This window comes from Cupriavidus campinensis (genome assembly GCF_905397395.1).
GTDB lineage: Bacteria > Pseudomonadota > Gammaproteobacteria > Burkholderiales > Burkholderiaceae > Cupriavidus > Cupriavidus campinensis.
Genome location: NZ_CAJPVH010000078.1, coordinates 1 through 18,428, shown reverse-complemented (window position 1 = coordinate 18,428; position 18,428 = coordinate 1). Strand labels below are relative to the sequence as shown.

Annotated in this window: 22 protein-coding genes; 11 read left to right on the top strand and 11 right to left on the bottom strand. The window is 67.6% G+C overall.

Features of this window, described 5'->3' with window-relative positions:
• A partial coding sequence (locus KHO18_RS25920; protein ID WP_211944139.1) for a J domain-containing protein occupies window positions 1–820 on the top strand: 820 nt, incomplete at its 5' end.
• Between the two features lie 56 nt (window positions 821–876).
• On the opposite strand, the gene KHO18_RS25915 is transcribed toward KHO18_RS25920, so the two are convergent.
• The 7 genes from KHO18_RS25915 to mltG form a co-directional block, all read right to left on the bottom strand.
• Complete coding sequence (locus KHO18_RS25915; RefSeq protein WP_144195485.1) at window positions 877–1,623, bottom strand: ankyrin repeat domain-containing protein; 747 nt, start codon at window positions 1,621–1,623, stop codon at window positions 877–879.
• Complete coding sequence (locus KHO18_RS25910) at window positions 1,616–2,410, bottom strand: TatD family hydrolase (protein ID WP_211944138.1); 795 nt, start codon at window positions 2,408–2,410, stop codon at window positions 1,616–1,618. The genes KHO18_RS25915 and KHO18_RS25910 overlap by 8 nt, the downstream gene beginning before the upstream one ends.
• Window positions 2,411–2,430: 20 nt before the next feature.
• A complete protein-coding gene (locus KHO18_RS25905; RefSeq protein WP_211944137.1) occupies window positions 2,431–2,940 on the bottom strand; it encodes a GNAT family N-acetyltransferase in 510 nt (169 codons plus the stop codon).
• A gap of 47 nt (window positions 2,941–2,987) precedes the next feature.
• A complete protein-coding gene (locus KHO18_RS25900; protein ID WP_144195491.1) occupies window positions 2,988–3,434 on the bottom strand; it encodes a PilZ domain-containing protein in 447 nt (148 codons plus the stop codon).
• 114 nt (window positions 3,435–3,548) lie between these two features.
• Window positions 3,549–4,577 carry a DNA polymerase III subunit delta' gene (locus KHO18_RS25895; protein WP_211944136.1) on the bottom strand — a complete coding sequence of 343 codons (1,029 nt, stop codon included), beginning with the start codon at window positions 4,575–4,577 and terminating at the stop codon, window positions 3,549–3,551.
• An 86-nt stretch (window positions 4,578–4,663) separates the two neighbouring features.
• The gene (tmk, locus tag KHO18_RS25890; RefSeq protein WP_144195495.1) at window positions 4,664–5,275 is read right to left on the bottom strand and encodes a dTMP kinase; all 612 of its coding nucleotides are present in this window, start codon (window positions 5,273–5,275) and stop codon (window positions 4,664–4,666) included.
• Between the two features lie 7 nt (window positions 5,276–5,282).
• Complete coding sequence (mltG, locus tag KHO18_RS25885; RefSeq protein ID WP_211944135.1) at window positions 5,283–6,278, bottom strand: endolytic transglycosylase MltG; 996 nt, start codon at window positions 6,276–6,278, stop codon at window positions 5,283–5,285.
• A gap of 251 nt (window positions 6,279–6,529) precedes the next feature.
• Here mltG and ygfZ point away from each other — a divergent pair, with 251 nt between their 5' ends.
• Genes ygfZ through KHO18_RS25870 form a run of 3 tightly spaced genes read left to right on the top strand, consistent with a single transcriptional unit; the run spans window position 6,530 to window position 8,783 of the window.
• The gene (gene ygfZ, locus KHO18_RS25880) at window positions 6,530–7,537 is read left to right on the top strand and encodes a CAF17-like 4Fe-4S cluster assembly/insertion protein YgfZ (protein ID WP_211944134.1); all 1,008 of its coding nucleotides are present in this window, start codon (window positions 6,530–6,532) and stop codon (window positions 7,535–7,537) included.
• Window positions 7,538–7,556: 19 nt separating this feature from the next.
• Window positions 7,557–7,847, top strand: a complete 291-nt coding sequence (locus KHO18_RS25875; RefSeq protein ID WP_144195501.1) for a DUF4936 family protein — start codon at window positions 7,557–7,559, stop codon at window positions 7,845–7,847.
• Between the two features lie 57 nt (window positions 7,848–7,904).
• On the top strand, window positions 7,905–8,783 hold the full coding sequence (locus KHO18_RS25870; protein WP_144195503.1) for an NRDE family protein: 879 nt from the start codon (window positions 7,905–7,907) through the stop codon (window positions 8,781–8,783).
• Between the two features lie 29 nt (window positions 8,784–8,812).
• Here the strand turns inward: KHO18_RS25870 and KHO18_RS25865 are convergent, their stop codons facing one another.
• A complete protein-coding gene (locus tag KHO18_RS25865; RefSeq protein ID WP_211944133.1) occupies window positions 8,813–9,235 on the bottom strand; it encodes a GNAT family N-acetyltransferase in 423 nt (140 codons plus the stop codon).
• Between the two features lie 161 nt (window positions 9,236–9,396).
• Between KHO18_RS25865 and KHO18_RS25860 the strand changes: the two genes are divergently transcribed.
• The 7 genes from KHO18_RS25860 to denD all read left to right on the top strand — a co-directional run bounded on the left by KHO18_RS25860 (window position 9,397) and on the right by denD (window position 16,360).
• A complete protein-coding gene (locus KHO18_RS25860) occupies window positions 9,397–10,140 on the top strand; it encodes a FadR/GntR family transcriptional regulator (RefSeq protein ID WP_144195507.1) in 744 nt (247 codons plus the stop codon).
• Window positions 10,141–10,163: 23 nt separating this feature from the next.
• On the top strand, window positions 10,164–11,060 hold the full coding sequence (gene ltnD / locus KHO18_RS25855) for an L-threonate dehydrogenase (RefSeq protein WP_092293190.1): 897 nt from the start codon (window positions 10,164–10,166) through the stop codon (window positions 11,058–11,060).
• Window positions 11,061–11,072: 12 nt separating this feature from the next.
• Window positions 11,073–12,368, top strand: coding sequence for a 3-oxo-tetronate kinase (gene otnK, locus KHO18_RS25850; RefSeq protein WP_211944132.1), 1,296 nt, complete (start codon window positions 11,073–11,075; stop codon window positions 12,366–12,368).
• Window positions 12,365–13,024, top strand: coding sequence for a 3-oxo-tetronate 4-phosphate decarboxylase (gene otnC, locus KHO18_RS25845; protein ID WP_144195511.1), 660 nt, complete (start codon window positions 12,365–12,367; stop codon window positions 13,022–13,024). Before otnK ends, otnC begins: the two co-directional genes overlap by 4 nt.
• 162 nt (window positions 13,025–13,186) lie before the next feature.
• Window positions 13,187–14,551 (top strand): MFS transporter, encoded by a 1,365-nt coding sequence (locus KHO18_RS25840; protein ID WP_144195513.1) that lies wholly within the window; start codon window positions 13,187–13,189, stop codon window positions 14,549–14,551.
• Between the two features lie 24 nt (window positions 14,552–14,575).
• Window positions 14,576–15,358 (top strand): 2-oxo-tetronate isomerase, encoded by a 783-nt coding sequence (gene otnI / locus KHO18_RS25835; RefSeq protein WP_144195515.1) that lies wholly within the window; start codon window positions 14,576–14,578, stop codon window positions 15,356–15,358.
• A 30-nt stretch (window positions 15,359–15,388) separates the two neighbouring features.
• Window positions 15,389–16,360 (top strand): D-erythronate dehydrogenase, encoded by a 972-nt coding sequence (gene denD / locus KHO18_RS25830; RefSeq protein ID WP_144195517.1) that lies wholly within the window; start codon window positions 15,389–15,391, stop codon window positions 16,358–16,360.
• A gap of 53 nt (window positions 16,361–16,413) precedes the next feature.
• Here denD and KHO18_RS25825 read toward each other — a convergent pair whose 3' ends face one another.
• From KHO18_RS25825 to KHO18_RS25815, 3 genes are all read right to left on the bottom strand, one after another.
• A complete protein-coding gene (locus KHO18_RS25825; protein ID WP_144195519.1) occupies window positions 16,414–16,851 on the bottom strand; it encodes a YbgC/FadM family acyl-CoA thioesterase in 438 nt (145 codons plus the stop codon).
• Window positions 16,852–16,918: 67 nt separating this feature from the next.
• Complete coding sequence (locus KHO18_RS25820; RefSeq protein WP_144195521.1) at window positions 16,919–17,902, bottom strand: tripartite tricarboxylate transporter substrate binding protein; 984 nt, start codon at window positions 17,900–17,902, stop codon at window positions 16,919–16,921.
• Window positions 17,903–17,948: 46 nt separating this feature from the next.
• A partial coding sequence (locus KHO18_RS25815; RefSeq protein ID WP_211944131.1) for an alpha/beta hydrolase fold domain-containing protein occupies window positions 17,949–18,428 on the bottom strand: 480 nt, incomplete at its 5' end.

Genomic DNA, 18,428 nt, shown 5'->3' with positions numbered 1-18,428 from the left:
CGCGCGGCCCCAGACGGCGCGCCCGCAGGCCCAGCCCCGGCAGCCTCGTGCCGCCAGCGGTGCTTCCGGGACGGCTGGGGGTGCCAAGGCCGGCGGTGCGTCCGCCCAGGGTGCCTCCGCGCGCAGCGCTGGCAGCAAAACTTCGCAGAAAGCCGAGGAAGCCCGCCCCTCGCGCGGCGAAAAGACCCGTTTCCGCCCCAAACCCGAACCCCGGCCCGATGGCCCGCCCCCGCGCGGCCAGCCACTGCCGGCCCATCTGGCGTTCCTGCTCTATATCGCGGTGGGGGCCAGCATCGTGGTCCTGCTTGGCGACTGGACGCCCAGCGCCAGCTCGGCCGCCGACACCCCCGTCGCGCTGGTCAAGCCGGCCCGCGCCGAGGAAGCCTTCCCGCCTCAGCCGCCCCGCTACAGCCGGCCCGCCAACACGCCGCGCGGCATGCCGTGGCCGAGCCGCTCGGGCTATCTGGCCGGCTATCCGGTGCTGAACAGCAACGGGCTCTCCACGGTGACCGTGGATAACACGCGCAATTTGTCCGATGTGTTCCTGAAACTGGTATCGATCGAGGGTGACGCGGCGATTCCCGTACGCACAAGCTTCGTGCGCAGCGGGTCGATGTTCACGATGGAGAATATTGCGCCCGGCCGTTACGACGTGCGCTACCGGAGCCTCGACTCCGGGGAGATCTTCCGTTCCGAGCGCTTCGACCTCAAGGAGATCCAGGAGGCCAACGGCACGAGCTTCGCCAACAACACGCTCACGCTCTACAGCGTGATGGGCAAGTCGAAGAGCGTGACCATCACGGAATCGGAATTCCCCTGAACCGGCTGGCGCCGGCTCAGTACGGCCCAGTACCGCTCAGTACCGCTCAGTACCGCTCAGTACGGCTTGGGCTGCGGCTGCTTGTTCGGTGCGCCCGGGCTGCCCGAGGGGTTGTAGGGCACCGGCTTCGGTGCCGGGGCCGGCACCGCGCCATAGAGCTTCTGCCAGCGGGACTTCAGCCCGTCGGCAATCTCCTTCTGGTTGTACTGCTCGGCAAAGTCGATCGCGGTCATGCTCTGCTGGTTCTTCAGGCGCAGGTCCGCGCCCTCATCCAGCAGCAGCTTCACGGTGTCGATATGCCCGCCGCGCGCGGCCATCATCAGCGGCGTGGTGCCGTTGGGGCTTTCCGCATCGATATAGGCGGCGTGATCGACGAGGTACTTCACCACTTCGTTATGGCCGTTGGAGGCCGCGTAGTGCAGCGGCGCCCAGCCCTTCTTGTTGATCTCGGCCTCTTCGCCGTCGACCATCAGCTTCACCATGTCCAGCTCGCCCTGCAGGCTGGCCATCATCAGCGCGTTCTCGCCAGCCGGGTTGGTCTTGTCGAAGTCGATGTTCTTGGCCTTGATCAGCACCGTGGCGACCTTGATCGATTTCTCGCGCAGCGCCACCACCAGCATCGGGTTGCCCCGGGCATCGGTCAGGTTCGGGTCCACGCCGCGCGCCAGCAGCTTCTGCACCGTGTTGGCATCGTCGAATTCCACGGCCTTGCGCATGTCGTCCGCCGGGGCGGCCCAGCTTGCCGTGGCGGCGCCCAGCATCAGGGCGGCCACAACGCCGCGCACAATCTTCATGTCAAGCATGAGCATTCCTGTCTATGTGCTTGAAGAGACGGAAGAAATTATCCGCTGTCTGTTCGGCAATGGTTTCCACCGGCACGCCGCGCAACTGGGCGATGAACTCGCCCACATGGCGCACCCAGGCCGGCTCGTTGGTCTTGCCGCGATACGGCACCGGCGCCAGATAGGGCGAATCGGTCTCGATCAGTATGCGGTCCAGCGGCACCTTCCTGGCGGTTGCCTGGAGGTCTGCCGCGCTCTTGAACGTAACGATGCCCGAGAACGAGATATGGAAGCCCTCGTCGAGTGCCTGTTTCGCCACATCCCAGGTTTCGGTAAAGCAGTGCATCACACCGCCGGCTTCGCGCGCATTTTCCTCGCGCATCACGCGCAGCGTGTCGTCCGCCGACGAGCGGGTATGGATGATCAGCGGCTTGCCGGTCTGCCTGGCGGCGCGGATATGGGTGCGGAAGCGCTCGCGCTGCCATTCCATGTCGGCGATGCTGCGGCCATTGAGCCGGTAGTAGTCGAGCCCGGTCTCGCCGGTGCCCACCACGCGCGGATGCGCGGACAGTGCCAGCAGGCGCTCGAGCGTGGGGTCCTCGCCCTCCTCGTAGTCCGGGTGCACGCCCACCGAGGCGTACAGGTTCGGATGCTGCTCGGCCAGCGCCAGCACGCGCGGGAAGTCCTCCAGCGTCACCGAGATGCACAGCGCATGGGTGACCTGGTTGGCCTTCATGTTCTCGAGCAGCTGCGGCAGCCGCTCGGACAGCTCGGGGAAATCGATATGGCAGTGGGAATCAACGAACATCGTCAGTCTCTGGATGCGGGTCAGTCGAGCCGGCGGCCGACGATCACGAGATCGCGCTCAACGCCATCCAGCACCGCCACGCGCGGCAGGTCGCCCCAGCGGGCAAAGCCATGGCGCTCGAACAGGGCCAGGCTCGGCGTGTTGTGGCCGAAGATGAAACCGAGCAGCGTGGTCACGCCCACCTTCGGGGCATGGACGATGGCCTGCTCCAGCAGATAGCGCCCCAGCCCCTGCCCGCGGCGGTCCGCGTGCAGGTAGATCGACAGCTCGGCTGTCGCCCCATAGGCCGGACGGCCATAGAAATCCGAGTAACTGAGCCAGCCGGCCATGCGCCCCTCGGCATCCTCGCACACCCACAGCGGGCGACGCGCCGGCTGATGGGCGTCGAACCACGCCTGGCGGGACGCCACGCTCACCGGCTCCGTATCCGCCGTGACCATGCGCGATGGCACCGTACTGTTATAGATCTCGACGATGCCGGGCAGGTCGGCCGGCGTGGCCAGGCGCAGGATGAAATCGGAAATTCGCATGAATAACAAATACTTGCGAAGCAGACTTCGCGTAGATGATTAGATTGCTACAAGGTCTGGGTCGGCCGTCCGGAATCGATGGCCTTGCCCAGGATTTCCTCCACGGCACGGCGCAGGTTGCGGCCGTTGTCGTCCTCGGGCAGATGCACACCCACGCCGGGGGTCTTCATCGGCGTACCGGCCGGCGTGATCCACGCCACCGTGCCCTGCACCTGGTATTTCTGCGGGCGGTCCAGCAGGGACAGCACCAGGAACACCTGCTCGCCAATCCGGAATGGCCGGTTGGACGGCACGAAGATACCGCCGCGCGTCAGGAACGGCATGTAGGCCGCGTACAGCCCCGCCTGGTCCTTGATCGACAGCGACAGTACGTTCGGCCGTTGTGCGGCGCCCGCCGTGGCAGGTTGGCCCGGCACGGTGGCGGGTGCTGCGGGTGCGGCGGGTGCTGCGGCTGCGGCCGGACGCACGGGCGCCCCGGTGACTGGTGCATTCATGGTTTGACCCCTGTTTTGCGTTGCGCCCTGGCCGCTTGGTGCGGCGCTATTTGGCGCGTTTGACAAATCGACAGCTTGACTGCGTTAGCTTTTACCACGGGCAGCGCCCGATTCCTATCGCCCGGCGGCACTTCCCTGGAACAAATGCCGGTAATCGAGGAAAACGGACTCCATGACGAGGCGCGCAGCCAACGGATGGTTCTCGTTGCGCCGATGGCCGACCAGCCGCGCGCCGAACGCCTGGAGGCGGTGGGCATCGGTGGCGCCGGCACAACGCGCCAGCGCCGCCTGCTCCTTCGGGAAATAGCGGACCGCGCCGGTGCCGACGCAGAGCGCCAGCAGGTCATAGGTCCAGCGCTGGAGCGTGCCGAGCACGGCCGGCACCGGCAGCTTCTGGAGTTGCTCGGCGGCCGCCAGTGCGTCGAACGCGGCGCCCGTGCCCAGTTGCGAGACCAGCCAGCGCTGCATCGGCTGCTCCTCGGCCTCGGCGGCGTGGAGCGCCGTCAGCGGCGATCCGCCGGCCAGCGCCAGTTGCGCCTCGGCATCGGCCACGCCCTGGCTGCGCAGCCAGTCGAGCGCGGCGCCTGCCGTGGGGCGCTCGACGGAAAACTGGCGGCAGCGGGACAGGATGGTCGGCAGCACGCGATCCAGGCGGTCGGTCACGAGCAGGAACACGGTGGACGGCGGCGGCTCCTCGAGCGTCTTCAGCAGCGCGTTCGCGCCTTCGGTCTGCAGGGCATCCAGCGGATAGACCACCACCACGCGCAGCCCGGCCCGGTGCGTGCCCACGCCCACGGCCTCGATCAGCGCGCGCACCTGCTCCATGCGGATGATCTTGCTCGGCGCCTTTTTCTTGGCGCCGCCCTCAGCCTCGCCGTCCGCCTCGCCGCTCGCATCGAGCGCCTCGGGGCGCACCACCGTGAAATCGGGATGGTTGCCCTGGCTGAACCAGTGGCAGGCCCCGCAGGTATTGCACGGCTGGCCATCGGCAAGCGGCGACTCGCACAGCAGGCCCTGGGCGAAATGCAGCGCCAGGTCCCGCTTGCCTATGCCTTGCTGGCCATGCAGCAGCATCGCGTGCGGCAGCCGGGGGCGCAGCGCGGCCAGTCGTTGCCAGTCTTCTCGTTGCCAGGGATAAAGCATGCCGATTCAGTTAGTTAGCGGGGGTCGCTCATGTATTGTCGGAGGGTGGCAAGCGGACATCATCACCGCCATATAGGCCATCCAAATCAAAGACTTGCAATGATTTCCTCGAGCGTTACGCGAATTTCTTCGATGGCGCGCGTGGCGTCGATGACGCGGAAGCGCTCCGGGGCCGCTGCCGCGCGGCGCAGGTATTCGTCACGCGTGCGCTGGAAGAAGGCGCGCGATTCGGCCTCGAACTTGTCTGGCGAACGTGCGCCGGCCAGCCGCGCGCTGGCGGTCTCCAGCGGCACGTCGAACAGCAGGGTCAGGTCGGGTTGCAGGCCGCCCTGCACCCAGGTCTCGAGCACTTCCAGCCGCGCGGTGGGCAGGCCCCGCCCGCCGCCCTGGTAGGCGAAGGTGGCGTCGGTGAAGCGATCCGAGATCACCCAGTCGCCGCGCGCCAGGGCCGGCTCGATGACCTCGGCGATATGCTCGCGGCGCGCCGCGAACATCAGCAGCGCCTCGGTTTCCAGATGCATCGGCCGGTGCAGCAGCAACTGGCGCAGGTCCTCGCCCAGCGGCGTGCCGCCCGGCTCGCGCGTGGTGACCACGCGGCCCGTATCGGCCCGTGCGCGCAGGCGCTCGGCCACCCAGTCGATATGGGTGCTCTTGCCGGCGCCGTCGATGCCTTCGAAGGTAATGAATTTTCCGCGCATGAAAGGCTTATTTGCCGCGCTGGTATTTATCTACCGCGCGATTGTGTTCGGGAAGCGAATTGGAGAAATGGCTGCTGCCGTCGCCACGCGCCACGAAGTACAGCGCATCGGACGGCGCCGGCGTGGTGGCCGCAGCCAGCGAGGCGATGCCCGGCAGCGCGATCGGCGTGGGCGGCAGGCCGGTGCGGGTGTACGTATTGTACGGGGTGTCCGTCAGCAGGTCCTTCTTGCGCAGGTTGCCGTCGAACGACTCGCCCACGCCGTAGATCACGGTCGGATCGGTCTGCAGCATCATGTTCTTGCGCAGCCGGTTGATGAATACGGCGGCGATCATCGGCCGCTCCACGGCCTGCCCGGTTTCCTTCTCGACGATGGACGCCATGACCAGCGCCTCGTACGGGGTCTTGTACGGGAGGTCCAGCGCGCGCGCGTTCCAGGCTTCGTTCAGGCGCTTCTGCATGGCGCGGTAGGCGTGGCGATACAGCTCGAGGTCGCTGCTGCCGCGTGCGAACAGGTAGGTATCGGGGAAGAACAGCCCTTCGGGTGACGGTTCCGCCGCACCGATCGCCTTCATCAGGTCGGCGTCGGACATGCCCGCCGTGTCGTGCTTCAGCGCCGGGTTGGCATCGACCACCGCCCGCATCTTGCGGAACTCCCAGCCTTCGATCACGGTGACCACATAGTGCGTGACCTCGCCCTTCACCATCTTCTCGATGATGTCGAGCGGCGTGATGCCGGTCTCGAACTGGTAGCCGCCGGCCTTGAGGTCGGCGCCGTGGCCGGTGATGCGGGCCAGCAGCTGGAACAGGCGCGGGTCCATCGCCACGCCGCCGCGCTGGATCTGGCGGCCGACGCTGGCGACGCCCGAGCTGGGCTTGATGATGACCTCGACAGGCGAGGCAGACAGGCCGACCGGCTGGTGCGCCCACCAGGCAAAGCCGCCGGCGGCTGCCAGGGCAAAGACCAGCAGGACCCCGACCAGACGCAGAACAATACGTTTCATGGAGGATGGGTGAAATGGCGACGCCAGGGTGATGCCAACGCCATGCCCCCAACGTCAGGTCGGGATCGGCAAGGCGGCGGGCCGGAATGGCGACAGCCCCATATAATACCGGGAGCCCCGCGCCGCCACGAGCCCGCATCGTCACGTTGCGATTTGCCCTGGCGGCAAGCGTCCCTATATAGAGGAGGCGACGGCACCCCTTTGCGCGTGCCGCCGCGCCCCGTCACCTGTTCGCCAACCGGCCTGATTGCATGTCCAACGCAACTCCCACCCTGGCTTCGAGCCTTGAATCGCTGCGCCGCACCGGCGTGATTGCCGTGCCTGCCGGCGTCGGGCTGATCCGCGTGGCCGGCGACGATGCCGCCGCGTTCCTGCACACCCAGCTGACCAACGCCGTCGAGGATCTGTCCCCCGACACCGCGCGGCTGGCCGGCTATTGCTCGCCCAAGGGCCGCCTGCAAGCCAGCTTCCTGATGTGGCGCGATGCCGACGGCATCGTCCTGCAGATCTCGGCCGATATCCAGCCGGCCATCCAGAAGCGCCTGAGCATGTTCGTGCTGCGCGCCAAGGCCAAGCTGTCCGATCTTTCCGCCACGCATGGCGTGCTCGGCGTGGCCGGCCCGGCTGCTGCTGGCGCGCTCGCCGTGGCGGGCCTGCCCGCCCCGCAGGGGCCGCTCCAGGCGGCGAGTGCCGAAGGCGTCACCGTGATTCGTCTGGCCGATGCCGATGGCGCCCCGCGCTGGCAGATCGTGGCCCCGGCGGACCGCATCGCCGCCCTGCAACAGACCCTGTCCGGCAACCTCGACGCCGCCGCGCCGGCGTTCTGGGACTGGCTCGACGTGATGTCCGGCGTGCCGCGCATCAGCACGCCGACGCAGGAGCAGTTCGTGCCGCAAATGATCAATTTCGAGCTGATTGGCGGCGTGAACTTCCGCAAGGGCTGCTATCCAGGCCAGGAAGTGGTGGCGCGCAGCCAGTATCGCGGCACGCTCAAGCGGCGCATGTGGCGCCTGCATGGCGAGGGCGAGGTACCGGCCGCCGCCGCCGAGATCTTCCGCCCGGAAGACCCGGAACAGCCTTGCGGGATGATCGTCAACGCGGCGCCGTCGCCCGAGGGCGGCTGGGACGCGCTGGCGGAACTGAAGATCGACGCGGCGGCGGGCGCGCTGCGGCTGGGCGCCGCCGATGGCCCCGCCGTGGCCACGCGTGCGCTGCCGTACGAAGTGCCGCTGCCGAATGCGGCCGAGGCGGCCGGCTGAATCCCCCCGGAGCGCCGACATGAGCGATCATCTGTACGTCTACTTCAAGGTACCGGACGAGCGGGCCGTCGAGGCCCTGCCCCACTGGCACCGCTGGATGGAAACGGTGGCGGAAGCTACCGGGATTGGTGGTACGCTCATGCGCAGGCCCGAGACCCGCGCCGGCCTGCAAACTTGGATGGAATGCTATGCCGATGTGCCACCCGCCTTCGAGGCCACGCTCGCGGGCCTGTGGCACCAGAGCGGGCTGTCGCAGTGGGTCAGCGGCGAGCGGATGGCGGAACGGTTCGTGGATCTCGATGTCTTGTAGGTGTCTTGTCGTGTGCTGTGCCAAGACATCGACCGATCAAGTTGTAAAGGAAGTGCTATGTGCCTGATTCTGGTGGCCTGGCAATCGCACCCGGACTATGCCCTGGTGGTTGCCGGCAACCGCGACGAGTTCTACGCCCGCCCGGCGGCGGCTGCGCACTGGTGGCAGGATGCCCCCCAGGTGCTGGGCGGCCGCGACCTCGCGGAAGTGATTGGCGAACCCGGCACGTGGATGGGGATTGCGGGCGCCGACGCCCAGCATGCCGGCCACGCGGGTCACGCGGGTCACGGTCATGCCGGCGCGCGCTTTGCCGCGCTGACCAATTACCGCGCGCCGTCCGAGAAGCGCACCGATGCGCGCTCGCGCGGTGAGCTGGTGTCCCAATTCCTGCGCGGCGACCAGAGCGCCGATGAATACCTGCATGCGCTGGCGGGCGACCACGGCGCCTACAACGGCTTCAACCTGCTTGCGAGCGATCTGCACGACCTCTGGTGGTACAGCAACCGTTCGCCGTCGCGCCAGCCGCAGCGGCTCAAGCCGGGCCTCTACGGCTTGTCCAACGCGCTGCTCGATACGCCATGGCCCAAGGTGCGCAGCCGCGTGGGCGCGCTGTGCGAAGTGCTGGCGGCGGATAGCGGCCAGGCAAGCGCCAGCGCGGAACCGTACCTGCAACTGCTGGCCGACGACCGTCAGGCACCCGACTGGGAACTGCCGCGCACGGGCGTGGCGCCGGAATGGGAAAAGCTGCTGTCGTCGTCGTTCATCCGCTCACCGAGCTACGGCACGCGCGCCAGCACGCTGCTGCGCGTGCGGCACGATGGCCGTTTCGATTTCAGCGAGCGCAGCTTCGATGCGAATGGTCCGACCGGCGAGGTGATGTATCGCGGCCGGCTTAACGTGGCGCGCGACCCGGGCACGGTGCCGGCGCCCCGGTAATCGTGCGGTAATCGCACGATTATCGCGATTCAGATCCGCTTGCGCATTTCCACGTGCGGAATGCCGGCTTCCTCGAACTCCTCCCCCACCTGCTCGAACCCCACGCGCGCGTAGAACGCCGCCGCGTGGGTCTGCGCGTTGAGGATCAGCTCGGGAAAGCCGAGTGTGGCGGCCTTGGCCATCAGCGCGTCCAGCACTTTCGCGCCCATGCCGGTGCCGCGCGCCACCTTCAGCACAGCCATGCGGCCGATATGGCCGTCCGGCAGCAGCCGGCCCGTGGCCACGGGCGTGCCATCGGCGGCGAAGGCCAGCGCGTGCCAGCTGGGCTCGTCCATGTCGTCCCATTCCAATTCCACCGGCACGCCCTGCTCCTCGACGAAAACGCTGTAGCGGATGGCGCGGGCGCGCTCGCGGGCTTCGGCCCAGGCGCAGACGATGACGGTCTCGGACATGATTCGATCCAGCTAGGAAGTCTGTAGAAAGGCGCAATCATACGCTGCGCGCCGGGCAAATCGTAACGCAATGCACCAATCATCCTAGGGTTTCCCCGGTCGGCAGGCGCGCCGAAAATTTGTATGATGACCTGACTACCTGATCACTACCCTCCCTCGCCGTGCCCGTCTTCCAGAAAATTCCCGCCCGCGCCCTGACCGACAGCGTTGCCGAACAACTGCTCGAGAAGATCGAGGGTGGCGCGTTCCCGCGCGGCGCCAAGCTGCCGACGGAGGCCGTGCTGTCCGAGGAATTCGGCGTCAGCCGCACCGTGATCCGCGAGGCGATTGCCCGGTTGAAGTACGAGGGGCTGGTGGAATCGCGCCAGGGGAGTGGCGTATTCGTCACTGATCAGGCGGGTATCCGACCACTGCGCATCGACTTCACCGATACCGGCACGCTCGAATCGGTGCTCCAGATCGTGGAATTGCGCCGATCGATCGAAGCCGAGGTGGCCGCGCAGGCCGCGCGCCGCCGCACCGATACGGCCATGGCCAATATCGACGCCGCGCTGGCGCACCTCGATGCCACCGTGGCCGAAGGCGGCGATGGCGTGCAGGCCGACGTGGCGTTCCACCGCGCCATCGCCGAAGCCACCGGCAACCCCTATTTCCTGAAGACGCTGGCCTTCCTGAGCCAGTACCTCGAAACGGCCACGCGTGTGACCCGCACCAATGAAGCCCGCCGCGAGGACTTCTCGCGCCAGGTGCGCGAGGAACACCAGGCCATCGTCGCGGCCATCCGTGCCGGCGACGCCGATGCCGCGCGCAACGCCGCGCAGACCCACATGTACAACGCCGCGCGCCGTCTCTCCCAACTGGGCGAGGACACGCCGGCCGAACGCGACGGCCTCCGCTCGCACTGAAACACTTCCGTAGGAGATTCAATATGTCCCGCAACGTCGGCGTCATCGGTTTGGGCGCAATGGGCAATGGTGTCGCGCAGTCGCTGCTGCGTGCCGGTTTCAAGGTCCACGCCTGCGACCTGCGCCCCGAGGTGCTGCAACGCTTTGCCGATGCCGGCGGTGTGCCGTGCGCCAATCCGGCCGAACTGGGCGAGCGCTGCGACGTGGTCATCACGCTGGTGGTGAACGCCGCGCAGACCGAAGCAGTGCTGTTCGGTGACAACGGCGCCGTGCCGGCCATGTCCGCCGGCAAGCTGGTCATCGCCAGCGCCACGGTGCCGCCTGTTTTTGCCGAGACGCTGGGCAAGCGCCTGGCCGAGCGCGGCCTGCTGCTGCTGGACGCGCCGGTCTCCGGTGGCGCAGCCCGCGCCGCCAGCGGTGAGATGACCATGATGACCTCCGGCCCAGCCGAAGCCTACGCGCTGGCCGAGGACGTGCTGGCCGCGATGGCGGGCAAGGTCTACCGCCTGGGCGACGCGCATGGCGCGGGCTCCAAGGTCAAGATCATCAACCAGTTGCTGGCCGGCGTGCATATCGCTGCCGCCGCCGAAGCCATGGCACTCGGCCTGCGCGAAGGCGTGGACCCCGACGCGCTCTACGACGTCATCACGCACAGCGCCGGCAACTCGTGGATGTTCGAAAATCGCGTGCCGCACATCCTCTCGGGCGACTACACCCCGCTGTCCGCCGTTGACATCTTCGTCAAGGATCTGGGGATGGTGCTCGACACCGCCCGCACCAGCAAATTCCCGCTGCCGCTGTCCGCCGCCGCGCACCAGATGTTCATGATGGCCTCCACCGCCGGCCACGGCGGCGAGGACGACTCGGCCGTGATCAAGATCTTCCCCGGCATCGAACTGCCGGCGGCCAAGGCGAAGTAAGGGAGCGCGACGATGACCGCATCAAGCCACACGCCCCTGCTCGGCTGCATTGCCGACGACTTCACCGGCGCCACCGACCTCGCCAACACCCTGGTCCGCAATGGCATGCGCACCGTGCAGACGATTGGCGTGCCGGCAGCCGGCACCGCCAATGACGCCGTGCAGGCAGACGCCATCGTCGTGGCACTGAAGTCCCGCACCATCCCGGCTGCCGACGCCGTCGCGCAATCGCTGGCCGCGCTGGCCTGGCTGCGCGCCCAGGGCTGCCGGCAGTTCGTGTTCAAGTACTGCTCGACCTTCGATTCCACCGACGCCGGCAACATCGGTCCCGTGGCCGAGGCGCTGCTCGATGCACTGGGCAGCGACTTCACCATCGCCTGCCCGGCCTTCCCCGAGAACGGCCGCACCATCTTCCGCGGTCACCTGTTCGTGGCCGATACGCTGCTCAATGAGTCGGGCATGGAGCACCACCCGCTCACGCCAATGACCGACGCAAACCTGGTGCGCGTGCTGCAACGCCAGAGCCAGGGCAAGGTGGGCCTGCTGCGCTACGACAGCGTGGCGCGCGGCGCCGACGAGGCCTGCGCGCGCATCGGCGCACTGCGTGCCGAAGGCGCGCGGCTGGCGATTGCCGATGCGATTTCCGATGCCGACCTGTTCACGCTCGGCCAGGCCTGTGCGGACCTGCAACTGATTACCGGCGGCTCCGGCATCGCGCTGGGCCTGCCCGAGAACTTCCGCCGCGCCGGCCTGCTGCCGCAACGCGTGGATGCCGCCGAGGTGCCGTCCGTCGATGGGCACGGTGTGGTGCTGGCTGGCAGCGCGTCGCGCGCCACCAATGGGCAGGTTGCCCACTGGATCGCCCAGAAGCGCCCGGCGCTGCGCATCGACCCGCTGCGGCTGGCCCGTGGCGAGCCGGTGGTGGACGAGGCGCTGGCCTTTGCCGCCGATCACGCCGAACCCGTGCTGATCTACGCCACCGCCACCCCGGATCAGGTCAAGGCCGTGCAGGCCGAACTGGGCGTGGAGCGCGCCGGCCATCTGGTGGAGGCCGCGCTGGCCGGCATCGCCGCCGCGCTCAAGGCCTCGGGCACGCGCCGCTTCGTGGTGGCCGGCGGCGAGACCTCCGGCGCCGTGGTCCAGTCGCTCGCCGTGCAGGCGCTGCGCATCGGCACGCAGATCGCCCCGGGCGTGCCGGCCACGGTCACGCTGGACGCCGCGCCGCTGGCGCTGGCCCTGAAATCGGGCAACTTCGGCGGCGAGAACTTCTTCGACGAGGCGCTGCAAGCACTGGGAGCGGCGCAATGAGCGGCAAGACGGAATCCGCGCTGCGCGAGGAGATCTGCCGCGTCGGCGCCAGCCTCTACCAGCGTGGCTATACGGTCGGCACGGCGGGCAACATCAGCGCCCGGCTGGCCGACGGCTGGCTGATCACGCCGACCGATGCCTGCCTCGGCACGCTCGACCCGGCTGCCGTGGCCAAGGTCGGCCTGGACGGCAGCTGGGTATCCGGCGACAAGCCGTCCAAGACGCTGACGCTGCACCGCGCCGTCTACGACAACAATCCGAACGTGCATGGCGTGGTCCATACCCACTCCACGCACCTGGTGGCGCTGACGCTGGCTGGCGTCTGGCAGCCCGACGATGTCCTGCCCCCTCTCACGCCGTACCACGTGATGAAGGTGGGCCATATACCGCTGATTTCCTATCACCGTCCCGGCGACCCGGCCGTGGCCGCGCGCGTGGCCACGCTGGCCAACGACGTGCGCGGCGTACTGCTGGCGCGCCTCGGGCCGGTGGTGTGGGAAGACAGTGTCTCGCGCGCGGCGTACGCGCTGGAAGAACTGGAGGAGACCGCCAAGTTATGGATGATGCTCAAGGACCAGGCCGGCTTTGCCGACCGCGCAAGCCTGGATGAGGCTGCGTTGACCGAGCTCCGCGACGCCTTCAAGGCGCGCTGGTAGCCCCGGGCAGGCCCGACGTCGATTAGTAGAACGCCCCCCTAGGACAAAACGCGACGATTTTCGCGACGCAAGCTGCGTGGTGCCGCCAGCACCGCGCGGGATGCGTGCGCGCCAACGATTGCCGGCCGTCATCCGACGGCCATGAATCTGGAGACCTCAAACGTGAATACTACCCACACGGCGGCCAGCGCGTCCGCCATTCCCGCCAGCGGCCGGCTCGACGCCGACGCCGTGATCGAGAAACGCGCCTACAAGAAGGTGTTCTGGCGCATCATGCCGTTCCTGATGCTCTGCTACGTGATCGCCTACCTCGATCGCGTGAACGTGGGCTTCGCCAAGCTGCAGATGGCCCAGGACCTGCAATTCTCGGAAACCGTATTCGGCCTCGGCGCCGGGCTGTTCTTCATCGGCTACTTCCTGTTCGAAGTGCCCAGCAACCTGCTGATGCACCGCATCGGCGCGCGCATCTGGATTGCGCGGATCATGATCACGTGGGGCATCATCTCCGCGCTCTTCGTGTTCGTGAAGACGCCGACCACGTTCTACATCATGCGCTTCCTGCTCGGCCTGGCCGAGGCGGGCTTCTATCCCGGCGTGATCCTGTACCTGACCTACTGGTTCCCGGCCGACCGCCGCGCCAAGATGATCGCGCTGTTCATGTCGGGCATTCCGGTGGCCGGCATGTTCGGCAACCCGCTCTCGGGCTGGATCATGGACGCCTTCCACGACACGCACGGTTGGGCCGGCTGGCAGTGGATGTTCTTCATCGAGGCCCTGCCGGCATTCCTGATCGGTATCGTCACGGTCTTCGTGCTGCGCGACGGCATCGACAAGGCCCCGTGGCTCGACGCCGATGAAAAGCGCGTGCTCAAGCGCAATATCGAGGAAGACGAGCGCAACGCCAGCGCCGCGGCCACGGCCAACGGCCAGCGCGGCGTGCATTCGCTGGGCGCCGTGTTCAGCGACCGCCGCGTGTGGTGGATGTGCCTGATCTACTTCTGCTTCGTGACCGGCCAGTACGCGCTGACGTTCTGGATGCCGACGCTGGTCAAGGCCAGCGGCGTGAGCGGCAACCTGAAGATCGGCCTGCTCTCGGCCATCCCGTTCATCTGCGCCATCGTCGTCATGAACATCCTCGGCCACAGCGCCGACGCCCGCCGGGAACGCCGCTGGCACCTGATCGTGCCGGCCCTGATGGGCGCCGTGGGCTTTGCCATCGCGGCCTCGTTCACCGACAATACCGTGGTAGCCATCGCCGCGCTGTCCCTGGCAGCCGCCGGGGTGCTGACGTGCGCACCGCTGTTCTGGTCGCTGCCGACCGCGTTCCTCTCGGGCATCGCCGCCGCATCGGGCATCGCCGTGGTCAACTCGGTGGGCAACCTCGCCGGCTTTGTCTCGCCGTACATGGTGGGCACGCTGAAGGACCTGACCCACAGCACGCAGCTGCCGATGTATGTGCTGTCCGGCATCCTGGTGGTGGGCGCGCTGCTGGTGTGGCTGACGCCCGCGAAGATGGTCAACCGCTGATCCCATTCCTCCTAGGAGACCGCCATGCCGCGCTTTGCCGCGAACCTCTCGATGATGTACACCGAGCACGATTTTCTGGACCGGTTCGCCGCCGCGGCGGCGGACGGTTTCCAGGCGGTGGAATACCTGTTCCCGTACGATCATCCGGCCGCCGAGATCCGCAAGCGGCTCGATGACAACGGGCTGACCCAGGCACTGTTCAATGCGCCGCCGGGCGACTGGGGCGCGGGCGAGCGCGGCATCGCCGCCCTGCCCGGCCGCGAAACCGAATTCCGCACGGCGTTCGCACGGGCGCTCGAGTACGCCGGCGTGATCGGCAACGACCGCGTCCACGTGATGGCCGGCCTGGTGCCCGCCGATGCGGACCGCGCGAAGGCGCGTGCCACGTATCTCGAGAACCTGGCCTATGCCGCCGCCTCGGCCGCTGCGCAGGGCGTGACGGTGCTGATCGAGCCGATCAACACGCGCGACATGCCCGGCTACTTCCTGAACCGCCAGGACGATGGCCAGGCCATCTGCCAGCAGGTGGGCGCCGCCAACCTGAAGGTGCAGTTCGACTGCTACCACTGCCAGATCGTCGAGGGCGACCTGACGGTCAAGCTCAAGCGCGACTTCGCGGGCATCGGCCATATCCAGATCGCCGGCGTGCCGGACCGCCACGAGCCGGATCTGGGCGAACTGAACTACCCCTACCTGTTCAACGTGATCGACGAACTCGGCTACGACGGCTGGATCGGCTGCGAGTACCGCCCGCGCGCGGGCACCTCGGCGGGTCTCGGCTGGCTGAAGCCGTACCTCAATCGCTGAACTGAACGTCTACACGACTGAGCTGCAACCATGAATGTACTGATTACCGGCGGTGCCGGCTTCCTCGGCCTGCAACTGGCCCGCCTGCTGCTCAAGCGCGGCAGCCTTAACCTCGACGGCAAGGCCGTCACGATCGACCGCCTGACGCTGCTGGACGTGGTAGCGCCGCAGATCGACGATGCGCGCGTGCGCGTGGTCACCGGCGACCTCTCCGACGCGGCCGTGCTGGCCCGCGCGATGGATGCCGATACCGGCGCCGTGTTCCACCTGGCCGCCGTGGTCAGCGGGCAAGCCGAGGCTGACTTCGACCTTGGCATGCGCGTGAACCTGGATGCCTCGCGCGCGCTGCTCGAAACCTGCCGGCAGCTGGGCCACCGCCCGCGCGTGGTGTTCACGAGTTCGGTGGCCGTCTATGGCGGCAAGCTGCCGGCCGTGGTGCAGGACGACACCGCGCTGAACCCGCAGTCGTCGTATGGCGCGCAGAAGGCCATCGGCGAACTGCTGCTGTCCGACTACAGCCGGCGCGGCTTCGTCGATGGCCGCGTGCTGCGCCTGCCGACCATCAGCGTGCGTCCGGGCAAGCCCAACGCAGCGGCGTCGTCGTTCGCCAGCGGCATCATCCGCGAACCGCTGTCCGGCGAGGCCGCCAACTGCCCGGTGGCGCCCGAAACGTCGCTGTGGCTGCTGTCGCCGCGCGGCGCCATCACGGCGCTGGTCAACGGCCTGGAACTGGACGGCGCGCGCTTCGGCAACCGCCGTGTGGTGAACCTGCCGGGCCTGTCGGTGACTGCCAAGCAGATGGTCGAAGCGCTCCGGCGCGTGGCCGGCGACACCGTGGCCGACCGCGTCACCTGGCAACGCGAGGCGCGCATCGAGAACATCGTCGGCACCTGGCCGGCGGCATGGGATGTCACCCGCGCCGTGGAACTGGGCTTCCAGAGCGACGCGAGCTTCGACGACGTGATCCGCGGCTATATGGAAGACGCGGGGATCGCGCGCTAAGCCGTTCGATTGCGGTTCGACCGCGGAGGTTTTCGACCCCGAACGCCTCCGCCCTACCGCTCCGGCTTCACCACCTCGTACGCCTCGATCGTCTCCCTGACCTGCCCGGGGATCGGGGCCGATTTCTGCGTGGCCGGGTCAGCGCAGACGTAGATCACCTCCCCGGTGATCAGGTGTTCGTCGCCGCGATACATTTCCACGCGGAACAGCATGCTCGAGCGGCCCAGCCGGGCCATGCGGCCACGGATCTCCAGCATGTCGTCGAACCGCGCCGAGGCGTGGTATTCCAGGGTCGACTTCACCACGAAAATGTCCACGCCGTGCGCGTGAAGCACGTCTTCGGGATAGCGGATGCCCACCGCACGCCAATACTCGGTCACGCAGATATCGCAATACGTCAGGTAGTGCGCGTTGAAGACGATGGACTGCGGGTCCACCTCGGCCCAGCGCACGCGCAGCGGCACGCTGTGGCGGAAATCCTCTTTCGCCATGTTTCGACTTCTCCAAGCAAATACGGGCGCCTCGAAAGGCGCCCGCATGTCATCGTATTTCAGCGAGTTACTGCGCCTTGGCCAGGCCCAGCTTCTCGATGATGGCCTTTTCCTTCTTGACCGTCTCGGCCGCGAAGGCCGCGTACTGCTCGCTGCTCATGTAGAACGGCTCCATGTCGAACTTGGCGAGCGACTCGCGGTAGTTCGGCATTTCCATCGCCTTCTTGAACGCGTCATGCAGCTTCTGCACGATCTTCGGGTCCGTGCCCTTCGGCACCACCAGCCCGAACGGCGACGTCTGCACGATGCCCATGCCGAGTTCCTTCAGCGTCGGCACGTTCGGGAAGCGTGCCGAGCGCTTCTCGCCCCAGGTGGAGAGCAGGCGCAGCTTGCCCTGCTCCACATACGGCGCCCACGCCGGCGTGTCCGCCACCGACATCACGTGGCCGCCCAGCAGGGCCTGCATCGATTCCGAGTTGCCTTTGTAAGGAATATGCGAGAACTGCACGCCCTGGCGCAGGGCCAGTTCTTCCATGGTCAGGTGAAGCGTGGTCATCGAGCCCGGCGAGCCGTAGGTGAGCTTGCCCGGATTGGCCTTGGCGTAGGCCACGTACTCCTGCATGGTCTTGATCGGCGAATCGGCCGGCACCACCAGACCGAACGAATACCCGGCCAGGTTGATGACGTACGACAGGTCCTTCACCGGATCCCAGTTGATCTTGGTGGTGTACGGCAGGCGGTAGACCGGCATGGCGACCTGGGCCAGCGTGTAGCCGTCAGGCGCCGTGGATTGCATCAACTGGGCCGGCAGCACGCCGCCGGCACCCGGCTTGTTCTCGACGATCACCGGCTGACCGAGGATCTTCGAGGCGTTATCGGCCAGCACGCGGAACGGGATATCGGTGGAACCGCCCGCCGTGTAGCCGATGATCAGGCGGATCGGCCGGCTGGGGAATTTGTCCGCCTGCGCGTGGGCCGGCAGGGCTGCGAAACCGATCGCGGCCGTGGCAGCGAGCATGCCCGCACGGGCGATGAAATGGCGGCGTTGCATAAGTCTATGTCTCCTTCTTCTGCTGCAGTTCTGCAATATTGCGACTTCAGGTCTTGAATGCTTGACGGAGCGCGCCGTTGGCGTCGGCGTGCGCCTGTAATACAGCCGGCACGAAGCGGCCGAGCTTGAAAAAATCGTGAATCATCGACGGATAGTCGACCAGCGTGGCCGGCACACCCGCCGCCTGGAGCTTGGCTGCGTAGGCCACGCCCTCGTCATGCAGGGGGTCGTAGCCGGCTACGGCGATCCAGGCCGGGCACACCCCGCGCACATCGGCCCCGGTACCGCCGCCGTCCAGCGGCGCGAAACGCCAGTCGTCGCGGTCGGCGTCCTGGCCCAGGTAGTGCGAAAAGAACCACTGGATCATGTCGGCGGTCAGCAGGTAGCCGTCGGCCAGCGCGCGGTGCGAGGGCGTGTCCTGCCGCGCGCTCGTGCCCGGATAGATCAGCAGTTGCAGCACCGGCGCCAGGCCGGCGTTGCGGGCGGCCACGGCGCTGGCCGCGGCCAGCGTGCCGCCAGCGCTGTC

Excerpts from the sequence above, each read along its gene's own strand:
- KHO18_RS25915 (WP_144195485.1), bottom strand. The coding sequence starts at position 1,623 with ATGCTTGACATGAAGATTGTGCGCGGCGTTGTGGCCGCCCTGATGCTG.
- KHO18_RS25910 (WP_211944138.1), bottom strand. The coding sequence starts at position 2,410 with ATGTTCGTTGATTCCCACTGCCATATCGATTTCCCCGAGCTGTCCGAG.
- KHO18_RS25905 (WP_211944137.1), bottom strand. The coding sequence starts at position 2,940 with ATGCGAATTTCCGATTTCATCCTGCGCCTGGCCACGCCGGCCGACCTG.
- KHO18_RS25900 (WP_144195491.1), bottom strand. The coding sequence starts at position 3,434 with ATGAATGCACCAGTCACCGGGGCGCCCGTGCGTCCGGCCGCAGCCGCA.
- KHO18_RS25895 (WP_211944136.1), bottom strand. The coding sequence starts at position 4,577 with ATGCTTTATCCCTGGCAACGAGAAGACTGGCAACGACTGGCCGCGCTG.
- tmk (WP_144195495.1), bottom strand. The coding sequence starts at position 5,275 with ATGCGCGGAAAATTCATTACCTTCGAAGGCATCGACGGCGCCGGCAAG.
- mltG (WP_211944135.1), bottom strand. The coding sequence starts at position 6,278 with ATGAAACGTATTGTTCTGCGTCTGGTCGGGGTCCTGCTGGTCTTTGCC.
- ygfZ (WP_211944134.1), top strand. The coding sequence starts at position 6,530 with ATGTCCAACGCAACTCCCACCCTGGCTTCGAGCCTTGAATCGCTGCGC.
- KHO18_RS25875 (WP_144195501.1), top strand. The coding sequence starts at position 7,557 with ATGAGCGATCATCTGTACGTCTACTTCAAGGTACCGGACGAGCGGGCC.
- KHO18_RS25870 (WP_144195503.1), top strand. The coding sequence starts at position 7,905 with ATGTGCCTGATTCTGGTGGCCTGGCAATCGCACCCGGACTATGCCCTG.
- KHO18_RS25865 (WP_211944133.1), bottom strand. The coding sequence starts at position 9,235 with ATGTCCGAGACCGTCATCGTCTGCGCCTGGGCCGAAGCCCGCGAGCGC.
- ltnD (WP_092293190.1), top strand. The coding sequence starts at position 10,164 with ATGTCCCGCAACGTCGGCGTCATCGGTTTGGGCGCAATGGGCAATGGT.
- otnK (WP_211944132.1), top strand. The coding sequence starts at position 11,073 with ATGACCGCATCAAGCCACACGCCCCTGCTCGGCTGCATTGCCGACGAC.
- otnC (WP_144195511.1), top strand. The coding sequence starts at position 12,365 with ATGAGCGGCAAGACGGAATCCGCGCTGCGCGAGGAGATCTGCCGCGTC.
- otnI (WP_144195515.1), top strand. The coding sequence starts at position 14,576 with ATGCCGCGCTTTGCCGCGAACCTCTCGATGATGTACACCGAGCACGAT.
- denD (WP_144195517.1), top strand. The coding sequence starts at position 15,389 with ATGAATGTACTGATTACCGGCGGTGCCGGCTTCCTCGGCCTGCAACTG.
- KHO18_RS25825 (WP_144195519.1), bottom strand. The coding sequence starts at position 16,851 with ATGGCGAAAGAGGATTTCCGCCACAGCGTGCCGCTGCGCGTGCGCTGG.
- KHO18_RS25820 (WP_144195521.1), bottom strand. The coding sequence starts at position 17,902 with ATGCAACGCCGCCATTTCATCGCCCGTGCGGGCATGCTCGCTGCCACG.